The sequence below is a fragment of the Streptomyces sp. NBC_00873 genome (genome assembly GCF_045207415.1).
Classification (GTDB): domain Bacteria; phylum Actinomycetota; class Actinomycetes; order Streptomycetales; family Streptomycetaceae; genus Streptomyces.
This window is the reverse complement of record NZ_CP108803.1, coordinates 9,093,834-9,107,280: the sequence shown is the minus strand read 5'-3', so window position 1 is coordinate 9,107,280 and position 13,447 is coordinate 9,093,834. Positions and strand designations below refer to the sequence as shown.

The 13,447-nt window shown below is 64.9% G+C and carries 10 protein-coding genes and 2 pseudogenes; 8 read left to right on the top strand and 4 right to left on the bottom strand.

Annotated features, from left to right (window positions below; genetic code table 11):
• Positions 1 to 456: 456 nt before the first annotated feature.
• The 4 genes from OH809_RS42355 (at position 457) to OH809_RS42340 (ending at position 6,133) form a co-directional block, all read left to right on the top strand.
• Positions 457 to 1,557, top strand: a complete 1,101-nt coding sequence (locus OH809_RS42355) for a hypothetical protein (RefSeq protein ID WP_406415552.1) — start codon at positions 457 to 459, stop codon at positions 1,555 to 1,557.
• Between the two features lie 857 nt (positions 1,558 to 2,414).
• Complete coding sequence (locus OH809_RS42350) at positions 2,415 to 3,674, top strand: esterase/lipase family protein (protein ID WP_406415553.1); 1,260 nt, start codon at positions 2,415 to 2,417, stop codon at positions 3,672 to 3,674.
• A 23-nt stretch (positions 3,675 to 3,697) separates the two neighbouring features.
• Entirely contained in the window at positions 3,698 to 4,759 is a 1,062-nt protein-coding gene (locus OH809_RS42345; RefSeq protein WP_406415555.1) for an alpha/beta fold hydrolase, read from the top strand.
• A gap of 450 nt (positions 4,760 to 5,209) precedes the next feature.
• Entirely contained in the window at positions 5,210 to 6,133 is a 924-nt protein-coding gene (locus OH809_RS42340) for a phosphotransferase (RefSeq protein ID WP_406415557.1), read from the top strand.
• A 240-nt stretch (positions 6,134 to 6,373) separates the two neighbouring features.
• On the opposite strand, the gene OH809_RS42335 is transcribed toward OH809_RS42340, so the two are convergent.
• Positions 6,374 to 6,787: a cytidine deaminase family protein gene (locus OH809_RS42335; RefSeq protein ID WP_406415559.1), complete on the bottom strand. Its 414-nt coding sequence runs from the start codon at positions 6,785 to 6,787 to the stop codon at positions 6,374 to 6,376.
• Between the two features lie 479 nt (positions 6,788 to 7,266).
• On the opposite strand from OH809_RS42335, the gene OH809_RS42330 reads away from it, so the two are divergent.
• Entirely contained in the window at positions 7,267 to 8,547 is a 1,281-nt protein-coding gene (locus OH809_RS42330; protein ID WP_406415561.1) for an NAD(P)/FAD-dependent oxidoreductase, read from the top strand.
• A gap of 183 nt (positions 8,548 to 8,730) precedes the next feature.
• Here the strand turns inward: OH809_RS42330 and OH809_RS42325 are convergent.
• Positions 8,731 to 9,074, bottom strand: a pseudogene (locus OH809_RS42325) (RNA-guided endonuclease InsQ/TnpB family protein); the annotation flags it as partial.
• Between the two features lie 166 nt (positions 9,075 to 9,240).
• Here OH809_RS42325 and OH809_RS42320 point away from each other — a divergent pair.
• A pseudogene (locus OH809_RS42320) lies at positions 9,241 to 9,558 on the top strand (RNA-guided endonuclease TnpB family protein); the annotation flags it as partial.
• 286 nt (positions 9,559 to 9,844) lie between these two features.
• On the opposite strand, the gene OH809_RS42315 reads toward OH809_RS42320, so the two are convergent.
• Together OH809_RS42315 and OH809_RS42310 are read right to left on the bottom strand one after the other, a co-directional pair.
• Positions 9,845 to 10,348: a DoxX family membrane protein gene (locus tag OH809_RS42315; RefSeq protein ID WP_406415562.1), complete on the bottom strand. Its 504-nt coding sequence runs from the start codon at positions 10,346 to 10,348 to the stop codon at positions 9,845 to 9,847.
• Positions 10,349 to 10,838: 490 nt separating this feature from the next.
• Positions 10,839 to 11,777, bottom strand: a complete 939-nt coding sequence (locus OH809_RS42310) for an aromatic prenyltransferase (RefSeq protein ID WP_406514815.1) — start codon at positions 11,775 to 11,777, stop codon at positions 10,839 to 10,841.
• A gap of 395 nt (positions 11,778 to 12,172) precedes the next feature.
• On the opposite strand from OH809_RS42310, the gene OH809_RS42305 reads away from it, so the two are divergent.
• Entirely contained in the window at positions 12,173 to 13,090 is a 918-nt protein-coding gene (locus OH809_RS42305) for an aromatic prenyltransferase (protein ID WP_406415566.1), read from the top strand.
• A gap of 119 nt (positions 13,091 to 13,209) precedes the next feature.
• Entirely contained in the window at positions 13,210 to 13,338 is a 129-nt protein-coding gene (locus OH809_RS42300) for a hypothetical protein (protein ID WP_406415567.1), read from the top strand.
• The last annotated feature ends 109 nt before the right edge of the window (positions 13,339 to 13,447 follow it).

Here is a 13,447-nt window from a genome sequence, read left to right as displayed (position 1 = left end):
GGCGACCATCGACGGATGGGTCGGGTTCGTCCGCAGTTCGGCCTCGGAGGGCACTCACCATGCTGTCCGGCACGAGGGCGGATTCGACCTTGTCAATGTCCGTTCAGCGGGAAAGTGGGTCCAGGTCTCGTGGTCGTAGCGATAGCCCGCCGTCCGGGGGGTCATCTGCCGGTCGGTGAGGATGTCCCGGCGGGGGCCGAGGGTGAAGTGGGCGGGAGCGGCCCTGCGCAGGGCGTACGGGCCGCCGAGCTCGGGATGGTCCCGGGCGCGTATGAGGGCGTCGGTGCCGCGGTCGGCGTAAGCAGTGTCGTTTCGGCGATGAAGTCGCTGGACCGTACGGGTGAGTTCGTGGCTCCGGGGCTGTCGCAGGCATGTGCGGACTGCGTAAATCCGGGGTTGTGATCACGAACCTCGTGCAAGTGAATGATCGAAGCTCGAACGGGGAGAAGACGGAAAGTGAGCACGCGTAGGAAATTCCTCGGCGCCGCTACCGCAGTCGGTGCCATGGCGTTTCTCGGCGGCACTCAGGCCGCATCTGCAGACGAGGGCGATCCGGGACCGGACTCGGCGGCCCTGGAACTCCAGGCCCGCAACGCAATCTTCGCGGTCGATACCGACACCCAGAAGAATTACGACGCGCTCCGGGCCGAGTTGATCAAGCATCTCAGCCCGGTCATCGTCGTTCAGAATGACGACCGGGGTGGCCTGTACACCCTCATCCACAACGGAGAGCAGGAGTCGTTGCACCCTGTCTCCGAAATCTTCGAGCTGGCCAAGTCGATCGCCCACGCTCCGCTGGGCATCTACTCGGTCATCGCGCCGTACCTGAGCCGCCAGATCCCGAACCTCCCCAGCTCCGCCTGTCTCGACCAGCACGACGTGGACATGGTGGCGTTCAAGGGGCCCGGAACGAACGACTGGGTCAGCCCACTTCAGGCTTTCGGTACCACCTTGACCACCGCCCGACAGCAGCTCGACAACGCGCACATGCCGCAGGAGCTGGAAGCGTCGAGCACGCAGATCCTCGACGTCGCGCTCAGGTTCATCAACGAGTCCATGCAGCGCGGCTCCTTTGACATGAAGTCGTTCGAGAACTTCACGGGCGGCCTGAACGACGCTATCGGTACCAACGTGAGGTATGCGACCCAGGCGCAGATCGACGGCGTGGAAGATCTCATGAAGCGGTGGCGGGGCAAGGTCGGCAAGGAGGACTGGCCCGGTCTGTACGTCGTCGTTCTGTCGATCTGGACGACGTCCGCCCTGAACCAGAACTCGATTATCGTCAAGCAGTTCATGGACCCCGCGAAGGCGGACTCGCACCTGATCGACCTGCCGACGGCCCAGCTGCCCGCCGACCCGGTCTTCGTCGCCCTCGACAACTTGGCCCGGATCGTGCAGGACAACGTCGCGGCGGAGATGGTGTTCCCCGTTGACCAGAAGCTAGCGGACGCGCTGAAGGGGCCCGAGGATCTGCTTGCGCAGGAGATCCTGCACCAGCTCGCCTGCCCCTACCAGAGCAAGACCCCGGCGAAGAAGGCCGTAGGCGCGGCCTCGTAGAAACGGCCCGACCACGCCTGAGACTGCTCGAACCACTCCACGGGACGAGTATCGCCTAGCGCTGCCTGGTACAGCATCGTGAAAGTGGTCGTCGACGAACCTCCGCCAGGGCCGAGCACCGCTTGCCAAATACCCTCAAAACGCCCTCCGAGAGGGGCAGTCCGCGAGCGGGTAGAGCCAGGCAGCGGCCTCGCGCTGATCGGCCGCTGCCGCAGGGGCTACGTCGTCGTCATCACCGTCGGGCTCCCCACCGGGCTTCGCCGGTTCCGGAAACCTCGTCCGCGTCCACCGCGTCGGCGTGGACAGCCCCACCGTTCCTGGGCAGTGAGCAGGAGTGAGTCCTGGCTCACCGGCACGCCCCGAACGGTCTTGGGCGCACTGGTACTCCGCTTTCGCGTCCCGGTCGGCGACGCATATCCCGTATGCGGTCCGTCCCGGGCGGGCGGAATCCCTACGACCTGGCCATATGGGTGTGGCCAGAGGCGACGGGGAGGCCCCGAACCATCTCGCTGGTGACACGGGGGCCCCGACTGCTGACGCCACACCCGGCGTCCCAGATCGCACCGAATACGTTACGCACACCCCGCAGGACATACCCGCAGCTTGTGAAACCGTTCACCCCATCGTGCCCATGTTCGCCAAAACGATGTGCTTGCTCAGCAGTTGTGAACCCTTCGGAAATGCCCCCCGCATCACCGAACCCCTCTCCGGGGAGCCCACGCGTCCCTCAGCGCATGGCGACACCGCACACCCCCCGACCCGCATCTATGGCCGTCCGCCCCATGGGGGAGGTCTCCCGCACCGCCCTACCGTGGCGGACCTGGACCACCGAGCCCGCCCCGGACGGGAGAGCCGCGATGCGCAGAATAACGAGCACCCTGCTCGGCCTGCTTCTCACACTGCTGAGCCTCGGAGCAGCCACCACACCGGCCCACGCCGCCCCACCCACCTATCTCACCCTCGAAGCCACCTACACCACCGTTGCCAACGGCTGGGACCGCGTCGACCGCTACCTCGACACCACCAGCGGTTTTCATTCCGAGCAGTACCCCCCGGACGGCCGTGGCGACCAGGACGGCCAGCGACGCACCTTCTTCAGCGGCGTCAAGCAGCCCTACTCCGGCCGTTTTCTCCTCTACTCCGCCCCCGGCTGGAACAGAGGCAGTCGCCCGACCCCCGTCCTCCTCGTCCACGGCGCCAACGACAACGCCGACCGCGCCTGGGCCAACCCCGGCGAAGCCGGTGGCTACGGCTGCGGCACCATCTCCTGCCCCAGCACCGGACTCATGCAGTACCTCGCCGACCGCGGCTACCGCGTCTTCGCGATCAACTTCGCCCATAAGCAGGGCGACAACCTGATGCAGGCCCAGCAGGTCGGCGACGCCATCGCCGTCATCAAGGACCGGCTCGGCGTCAGCCAGGTAGACCTCGTCGGCTGGAGCAAGGGGGAGATGTCCACCCGAGCCTACGTCTCCTCACTGCACCCCACTTGGGGACGTCCCTACGCCGGAGACGTACGCCGCCTCATCACTCTCGGCGGCCCCAACGGCGGCTACGACTACCCCTACGCTCATGGCTGGGCCCACGACTTCAGCGTCTGGCCCCAATGCGGCGGCAGCGTCAACGCCCCCTCGCCCCACCTCTACATGACCTGCTACGGCACCTACACCGCACACCCCGAATTCGCCTTCGCTCCCACCAGCGGCTACGACGCCTATCCCGGACAGCGCCAGATGCTCGCCCGCTGGGACACCGCCTACGGCATCGACATGACCCAACAAGACTGGTACACCACCTACCACGGTGGCCAGGGCGTCTACACCTCCGGCAGTGGCATCCAGACCGCCATCGACGCCGGCTCCCTGATCACCCCCCTCCACAAGGCAGGCATCCCCGGCACCGTCGCCACCTACCTCCTCGCCGGCGGATCCCCCAACGTCCTCGGCATCTACAACGAGAACCGCGGCCCCAGCGACGGCGTGGTCTTCGTCAACAGTGCCCTCGACCGCACCGGCATCGCCAACGTTGCCGGCAACTCCCTCATCGCCACCGCCAACCACCTCCAACTTGGCTGGAACTCCTCCGCCTGCGCCCAGATCGCCGCCTGGCTCGGCTGACCTGCCACTCCCAAGGACGGACCATGACCGCACCCGCACTCCTCCCCGGCATCCACGCTCGACTCATCACCACCCCCCGGCTCACCCTCAACCTCCTCGAACTCCCCGACCGGACCGGCGAACCCGTCCTCTTCGTCCACGGCAACGTCTCCGCCGCCACCTTCTGGCAGCAGGCCATGCTCGACCTGCCCCAGGCCTACCGCCCCCTCGCCGTCGACCTCCGCGGCTTCGGCGGCACCGACCCCCTTCCCATCGACGCCACCCACGGCCTCCGGGACTACAGCGACGACCTCACCGCCCTACGCGACACCCTCGCCCTCGACCGCGTCCACCTCGTCGGCTGGAGCATGGGCGGCGGCATCGCCCTCCAGCACCTCCGCGATCACCCCACCGCCGTCCGCAGCCTCACCCTCGTCAACCCCGTCTCCCCCTACGGCTTCGGCGGCACCCACGGCCCCGACGGCCGACTCAACCACCACGACGGCGCCGGCTCCGGCGCCGGCACCGTCAACCCCGAATTCGTCCGGCGCCTCACCGAAGGCGACCGCAGCGAGGACTCACCACTGTCCCCCCGCGCTGTCCTTGCCTCCAGCTATGTAAGACCGCCGCTGCGCCCCGCACTCGAGGACGCCTTCGTCGACGCCATGCTCTCCACCCGCACCGGAGAAGACCACTACCCCGGCGACACCCGTCCCAGCGACCATTGGCCCGGCACCGCCCCCGGCCCCCGAGGTGTCCTCAACGCCATGGCCCCCACCCACTTCCGTATTGACGACCTGCACCGGATCGACCTCAAACCGCCCATCGGCTGGATCCGCGGCACCGACGATCTCATCGTCTCCGACACCTCGCTCTTCGACCTCGCCCACCTCGGTGCACTCGGCGCCGTACCCGGCTGGCCCGGCGCCTACCACTGCCCTGCCCAACCGATGCTCGCCCAGACCCGCCACGCACTCGATCACTACGCCGCCGCGGGCGGACACGTCCGCGAAACTGCCATCCCCGACGCCGGCCACGCCGTACACATCGACAAACCCAAGGAGTTCACCGCCGCCCTCCTGGACACCCTCACCGCGGGCCGGTGAAGCGGCCCGGCACAAGGCCAGACAGACCGACGAGGTTGCCCGCGTCCGTCAGGATCAGCAGCGTGTCCGTGGTTCCTCGTCCACCGGCTTCACGCCAGGTCGGTGCTCTCGCTGCGGGCGGTGTCACATCGTGGCTGCAGCGTGCTCCGTTGCCGCGTCCCGGCCTTCGCAGGTACATCACGAGAAGTGACGAACCCCGCAACACTGCCCGGGGATATTTCGCTCCGAATCCACCACCGGCAAGCACCTGAACTGCGGAAACGCGGTAAGTCACCGGCATTGCAGCCCAGAAGGCTCTTTCGCATTACTGGCCACCAACTGACCCCGCCCCAACCGAAACCGCGAGGCTAGGTCCTGTCCGACAGGTCACGAGCCCGGTCGAACGGTCTCGGGCGTGAGGGCCGCGAAACTCCGTTGCCTACTGGCAAAGGGCGGCTTACGGTCTTGATCATGCTGCCTCCGGTGGAAACAGACGAACAGTGGGATGCGGTCGTTCCTGACGAGACGGTGATGCGGCCTGGAGTGGAGGCCCTTTGTGCACGCGTCGGTCTTGCCGACGCACCGCTGACTCGCTTCCCGGACGGGTCGCAGCCGGTATACGCGGTGGGCGACGAGCATGTCCTCAAGCTATTCCCCGGAGCCGCTGCACAGGACGGCGTCGCTGAAGGCCGTGTTCTGTCCTATCTCCAGGGGCGGCTACCAATAACGACGCCGCAGGTGCGCGAGTTCGGCCCGTACGAGAACGGTTGGCAGTTCGTCCTGATGTCCCGGCTCCGCGGCGAAAACCTGGCCCACGCCTGGGACCGCATACCGCAGGCCCACCGTGAACGGCTCGTCGCCGAGATCGGAGAGGCCCTCGCAGTTCTTCACTCTCTTGATCCCGGTCCCCTCGAGGACGTCCTCGGTCCTGGAGACTGGGGCGCCTTCCTGGACCGCCGGCGTGAAGGCACCGTGGAACAGCAGCGCGCACACGGACTGCCGGCCGGCTGGCTGGAGCAGATCCCGGAGTTCCTCGCCTCGGTCCCCCTGTCACGCGCCCCACACCGTTCCCTGCTGCACACCGAGGTCATGCAGCAGCACTTCCTCGTTGATCCCGACGGGTGGCGCCTGACCGGACTCTTTGACTTCGAACCGGCCATGATCGGTGACCGCGCATACGACTTCGTTGGTGTCGGCTTGTTCGTCACCCGAGGTGATCCGGAACTGCTGGCCCGGCTCGCCAAGTCGTATGGCCACATCTTCGAACCGACCGAACTGCTCGCGTACACGTTGCTACACGTCTACAGCAACCTCCCCTGGTACATGCGGGAATTGCACGTACCCGCCGAAGGAACGCTGCCTTCGCTCGCTGAGGCATGGTTCACCGCGGCGTGACGCAGGCGAACGTGCGTTTGCCATATCGGCGGACGCGGCGGCCTGTTCCCTCTCCGAATGGCAGGCCACCAGCGTGGCGTCGCTCCCAGCTACCTTCACTGCTGGCCCACGCTTCATAGTGGCCGGGGCGGGGTGTGCGGCGGGAGACGGGACCGGAGGGCCGCTGCGAACGATCGCGATCGTCAGGTGCATGATGCCTGTTGTCGGCTGCCGGTATCAGCCCATGCTGAGTGGAGCGGTTTACTCGGCCTCGAGTTGGTGGTCGGCCCAGATGTAGCTTTCGGGCAGCAAGTCGGTGATAAGGACGGTTCGGATGCGGTCGTCTTCGCCGACGATGACCTTGAGGGCGGGGAAGTAGTCAAGAAGGACCTGACGGCACCGGCCGCACGGGGGAACAACACCTCGGTCGCGGTCGCCCACGGCGACGATTGTGTGCAACTCGTAGGCACCCTGTGCGGCTGCCGCGCCGATGAGTACCAGCTCAGCGCAGGGGCCTCCCGTGAAGTGGAAGGCGTTCACCGCGGTGACGATCCGGCCGTCCTGGGCGCGGGCTGCGGCTGCCATGGTGTGGTTGTCGCCCCGGCAGCGAGTGCGAGCCACGTGAGCCGCGGCCTGGATGAGTTCGTGGTCGACGTGCTGGGTCTGCATGGTCATCTTCTCTGCCTTCGTCGGGTGTCAAGCGACGTTGACCCGCGTGACGAGGGTGCGCAAGCGAATATCGGCGGTGTGCTTGTTCCGCCAGATGATGTAGCGGTGCCCGCACGCCACCACTCGCTTCAGACAGCAAACCAACAGCAGCTCACATCCCCACTGACCAGCACCGAAACACCACACCACCGACTCTCACCACCACCGACACCAAACCGAGAGATCGCACTTGTCTGCCAGCGCCTCGAAGTCCTGTTTCTCCAGGGCTTGGGCGAGCCCGGGAAGCTGTTCAAGGACCTCACCTCAGCGACGTGCGACGGCTTGGGATCCCGACCTGTCTCGGCGGGTTCCCCGCTGAGCAATCTGGGCGAAGACACCGACTGATTGATCCCTGCACTCTGGTCTGTGAACACGCTCCGCGGGAGCTGAAGAAGTCTTCACGCGACTCGCGAGTGCGGCCGGATCGGAACTGGGGAAGGTCTCGCATGTCGTCCACTCTCTTCGGGTTTTCTGGCGATTTCGACGTTATCGTCATCGGCGGCGGACCCGCCGGTGCGACCACCGCAGCGCTTCTCGCCAAGCGCGGACACCGTGTTCTCGTGCTCGACCGTGAGAGATTCCCCCGGTATCACGTCGGGGAATCACTCATCCCTGGCGTCATGGTGCCCATGGAGGAACTCGGCCTGAAGGAGCGCATGGAGGCCAAGGGGTTCGAGCGCAAATATGGTGGCACTCTGGTCTGGGGCAACAACGAGGTCCCGTGGAATTTCTCGTTCACCACGGGCGGTCGTATCCCCTACGCCTTTCACACGCGCCGTGCCGACCTGGACGCGCTGATTCTGGACCGGGCCCGCGAGCTGGGTGCCTTCGTCGTGGAGGACGCGACGGTGAAGGAGTCCATCGAGGAGGACGGCCGCGTCGTCGGCGTCCGCTACGCCCTGCGCGGCCTCAACGAAATCCACGAGGCCAGGGCCTCCCTGGTCGTCGACGCCTCCGGGCAGGCCCGCGTGCTCGGCCGGAAGTACTCCGAGGTCAACTGGAACGAGCAGCTGCGCAACGTCGCGGTGTGGACGTACTTCGACAACTGCCACCGCCTCCCGGGCGACGAGTGGAGCAACATCCTCATCGAGGGAACCCGGGACGGCTGGTTCTGGGGTATTCCGATCGACAAGGGCGTCTTCAGCGTCGGTTATGTGACGCGTTCGGAGCTCGCGAGCGCGTCCGACAAGTCCCTCGAGGCCCTCTTCGAGTCCGAGATCGCACACACCACCAAGCTCAAGGACCTTCTCAAGGACGCGACCCAGGCCGCGGGTTACCGCTCCGCGCGCGACTGGTCGTACACCAATGAGCGCTTCCACGGAAACGGCTGGGTTCTGGTCGGCGACGCCGCCGCCTTTGTGGACCCGCTGTTCTCGACCGGTGTCGCGCTCGCGACCCTGGCGGCCAGCACGCTGTCGAAGGTCGTCGACCAGATACTCCGGCACCCGGAAATCGAGGAGAAGGCGCTCGACCGGTACTCCACCGCGTACCAGGACTTCTTCCACGACATCCGCAGGTTCGTGGAGAGCTTCTACGACCGCTCGAAGACCAAGGGCTTCTATTTCAACATGGCCCAGGACATGATCGACCCCGACAAGAAGAACGACGCGGAGGTCGACTTCGTCAAGCTGATCTCCGGACTCAGCGGACGGCAGGGCGGATTGTTCGAGCTCAACCTTGACGACCTCATCGAGGACGCCACGGGTCCGTCCACCGCCGGGCACTGACGTCCAGGGTTCCGGAACGGACGGTCAGAACGGGACGAGGGTGCAGTCAGTCTCCGTGAACGGGGACTGACTGCGAGTTCCGTTTCCAGTCCCCGCCCGTCAAGTGAAGCAGGCCGCCGCGCTTGCGCATGGCCATCAAGCGTACCCGTGACTCCTCCCCCTCGTGAACGAGGGGGCTTCTCGTTACGCCGGGTTGGCGTTTCGATGGACCAGCCCGGCCCGTAGAACGTTCAGGGCGCCTACTGTGTCGGCGTACGCGGTGTGGCCGCATGCGACGCAGTGGAACTTCTCCTGTGTGGGCCGGTTCTCCTTGGCGGTGTGCCCGCATCCGGGGCATCGCCGCGAGGTGTTGCGGGGGTCCACAGCGATCACTTCCCGTCCGGCGCTTTCAGCCTTGGCGTTCAGGATCGTCAGGAACACCCCCATCCGGCATCAGCGATCGAGCGGTTCAGCCCGGCCTTGGACGCGGCCCCGTTCGGCAGGAAACCGCCCGGCCGGTCGGGGCCGGGCTTCGGCGCGGCGGCCTGCGGACCAGCTTCGTGACGGTCGACTTGTGCTTCGCGGCCAGGGGTCTTGAGCATCGACGTCTCCCTGCCCCGGCGCAGCACGCCCAGCCGTGTCACGGCCTGGGCGTAGGTGGCACTGGACGAACCCGCGATACTCCGAACCGTACTTCGCGACGGTGGTGAAGTCCTCCGGGCGTTCGACCCGGAGCGTCAGGGCCGCTGGTCGTTCTCCTCCCAGCAGGCGACGCTGCGGCGTTTGGACAAGGCGTTCGCCGCGTTCTTCCGCCGTGTCAACAATGCCGAGACGCCGGGGTACCCGCGCTTCAAAGGCGTCGGGCACTACGACACGGTCGTCTTCCCGAAGGACGGCGACGGCTGCCGCTGGGACTCCACCCCGCACGACCTTGTCACCCGCGTCCGCCTCCAAGGGGTCGGGCACGTCAAGGTACACCGGCACCGGCCGGTGGCCGGCAAGGTCAAGACCGTCAGCGTTCTACGGGCCGGGCTGGCCCGTCGCGAAGCCCAACCGGCATAGCGAGAAGCCACCCCCCTCAGGGGGTCGAGGAGTCACGAAGACGTTCCGGCACACCGTGCCGGCCGGCCTCGGACCCGGCGCGGTCACCGTCCACGACCGCTGCCAGGCCTACGTTGGCACGCGACTGGGCGAGCTGAAGCAAGCACCAGCTGTGCCTGGCCCACGTGCGACCTCACCGGCGCAGCCGAACTCTCACAGATCCGGCGCGCATCGCCCGCCTCGACGTACGACGGCACGACCGACTCGGCGGCACCCTTCACGAATGCCAGCCTGCCGTTTGACTTGCACGGATGGGGTTCTCGGCAGGCGCAGGCCGGTTCCGTGACTTCGATTGACCAATAATCACAAGAGCAGCCGCCACGATCACCAAGTTCTTGAGAATGTACTGCCCTTCAAGGGTTCCAATACAGAGAGACTCCCAGGTTTCTCTCGGGAAAACAAAGAGCGGAGTGAACGTTCCTGCCATATGCCCGAGGAGTATCATGATCGTCAGAGAAGGCGCTTTCCCGCTGATCAAGAGTACCCCGATCACGGCTTCCAGTGCTCCGGTCAGGACGGAAGCAACCGTTCCATGGATGATCCCGAACGTCAGTCTCTCCACAGTTTCCGCGACCAGTGGTTCCGCAGGACTAACCCCCGGGAAAAACTTGGGCACTCCGAACCACAGGTAGATGATTCCTATAGAGATCCGAAGTGCCGTGATCCCGAATGAGGCACCGAGTTTTTCGAGGAAGCGAGCAACCTGTCCAAAGGTGCGCATGGGCCTTGACCCCCCGCATGTATCTCACTATCCGGCTGATTTTCCTTGAAGATCTCATGTCCCGCTTAAGACTTGGTGGAGACACGGCAGGGCGGCACTGTCAGGTTGCCCGAGAAAGGCCTCGTGCGACGATCTTCGGGTTGATCGTCTGGGGAATGCCAAACGGCTGCGCCACCGACGGGACCGGGCTGAGCTCCTGGCGGGAGAGGACCAGCAGCACACCGGGCCCGTGGAACGCGGCGCACCCGCGGCGTCACGCGACGGCCGCCCTCGATCGGTCGACGACATTACGGGCGAACCTCCGAACCGATCAACGGCCGAAGCCCGCTGACGCATCGAGGTCAACCACACCTCACGAGACTCGGAATCGGCGAGGCGTGCGCCCTGTGATGGATTGAGGCAGGCAATCGACACCGGTACGCGAAACGCCTGGTGATCACGGTTCAACAACCGCCGATCCACCAGGCGTTCTCACGTTCCGGGCGAAACGCTACTGGCCGGCATCAGGGGACGACGACACGCCGGAGCCCGCGGGGCCGAGCAGCACCTTCGCCTCCAGGGAGCCCTCGCTCAACTGGTAGTACGTCTGGAGCTTGAAGTATTCCCCGCCGGCATACGATGCGACGTTGTAGAGGCCCTGACCGGGGGAACGGTACGTGTACGGAACGTTTTTCGCGAACTTCTCAATCTTCGGATCGACTTCAACGCGAGTGGGAAGTGCCCTCACATCCGGGACCATGGTGGCAAAGGTGATCCGCTCGATCTTCGGAGAATCCCAGCTCAGGGTGGTATAGATGCCGACCGCCTGCTGGGCGAGCTTGAGCATCTGCTCACTCGGATCCGGCAGCCCCAATTCGCGCAGCATCGACCGGACGGTCTCCGGTTCGCGGCACTCAGCGGGTGCCTGAAGGAAGTAGACATTCACCGTTCTGCTCGCGTAGTCGATCCCGATCATGCTGTTCTTGTCGTCCAGGCCGTAGCGGGCGTAAAACCCGAGGTTCTCGGCCAGACTGCGCGGCATGGACGGGATGTCGGCAAGCTTCGACAGCTTCTGCAGATCATCCACAGGGAGGAACGTCCAGGTCTTCTTGAAGCCGCCAACGACTCCGAAGTCAGTACCGTGGGCAGTAATAGGCAATCTTTCCTGGACGTCCGAGAGCAGAGTGCCGACCGGATGGTCCGTCTCCGGAGCGAGGCCGTTCGACACCGCGAAGGCATATGGATTGACGTCCGCGGGAAGCGCCGTGAAGCGGCAGTCCAGATCTCGCGTGGCGCGCGTCGTCACCCTGAAAGCGACAACGGTCTTCGGGAGGGCATCCTCGTACGCGGTCAGGATAGGCCAGACCTTGTCACGCGAGGGAGATATATCCAGCAGTCCAGCTGTTTCCTCGATAACAGAGTAAAGACCTTCCATATCTGTCCTGGTCATTCGTCCTCCAGTGTCGATCTGGGCATCTATGTGAATCAGGGCAGATGATTCGCAGTGGCCGGCTGGACATTTGGTTTGGTCTACTCGTTGACGATCTGACGAATGACCGATTGGCGACCGCATTGCCGAGGACCAGGACCGAAGCAGCCGCAGCGACCGAACGAATCGGCACCATCCCGCCCGGGCCATAAGAACATCGTCCGGGTGAGCCGTGCCAACACCAGGCATGGCGTGTCCCATTTTCACCGCTCCGTGAAGTGTCGACGCCGGGTACTGTGCGTGTCAAGGTGATCGCTAATCTTAGTTGATTTCGAGTGGCTCTCTAGCGACGGGCAGTAAGGTAGAGCAGGATTCCACGTGGAAACAATTGTCGACGTCGACTGCATGGAGTATTGATGTCCGGAGGCATTACGACGGAAGAGCTGTACTCGGCCATTGAGGAATCGGCTCGACTGGTGGATGCGCCCTTTTCACGCGACAAGGTCTGGCCGGTCCTGTCCGCATACCGGGACGGATTCGGGGCGGGCGGGGTTATTTTCAGCCTGCAGGCCGGTGAGCGCGTAGAGGAGCTTGAATACACCGTCCAGGTTTCTCCAGGGATCGATGATCCCTATGCCCATGCTCTGTCGAACGGCTTTGTTGCGGAGACGGACCATCCCGTCAGCGCCCTGCTCTCGGACATCCAGGCGCGAATCCCCGGCGGCGAATACTATATTGACTGCGGAGTCGTTGGCGGTTTCAAGAAGATCTACGCGAACTTCCCTCATGACGCGCAGAAGGTGTCAAAGCTTGCCGGCATCCCCTCCATGCCGCGCGCGGTGGACGAGAATTCCGATTTCTTCGCCCGCTACGGTCTGGAAGACGTGGTGCTGATCGGGGTCGACTACAAGCACAGAACAATGAATCTGTACTTCCAGCTCCCCGCTGCCACTGCAGGCAACCTCGAGCCGAAGACCGTCCTGTCCATGCTTCGCGAAACCGGGATGCACGAACCGGACGAGCAGATGCTGGCGTACGCAGCCAAATCGTACAGGATCTATACCACCCTCAGCTGGGATTCTTCGGAAATCCACCGGGTCTCCTTTGGCCCCAAGCCGCGTCGCGACATGGATCTGTCGGCACTTCCCGCCCGGCTGGAACCGAGGCTCGAGCAGTTCATGAGGACCACTCCGCACAAGTACGCCGGCGATCTCATCAATGCTTCGGCTGCCAAGTGGTCGCACGACAGGGAATTCCTTGATCTTGCAGCGTACTATCAGATTTCGCCTCTGCATTTGAAGGCATTGACGGCAGCCGGCGAAGAACAGGAATAACGGGCGCATCCGCTCTTATGGAAGCGCCGGAACAGTCGGTGCGTGCAATGGACCTGGGCCAACGCCACCGGACCTCGCCTTTGACTGCGGAGCCCTCTTCTGAAAAAAGGACACACCCCGTGACGACATCCGGTCGCGCCCAGCAGATCCCCTTCGACTTCGACAACGGCAACTTCATCCGGGACCTGGTCACCACCCACGGCGGCGGGGGCTTTCCTCCGGCGGACGCCATGGCCCCAGGGGACTGACCCTTCCCACCGCGGCGGCGGGCACCGCCCCCGCAGCCCGCCGCCCATTTCCCAAAAAGATCCGTCCCCAGAGACCTCACCTTCAGAAGCGGAACATTCTCTTCAAGGG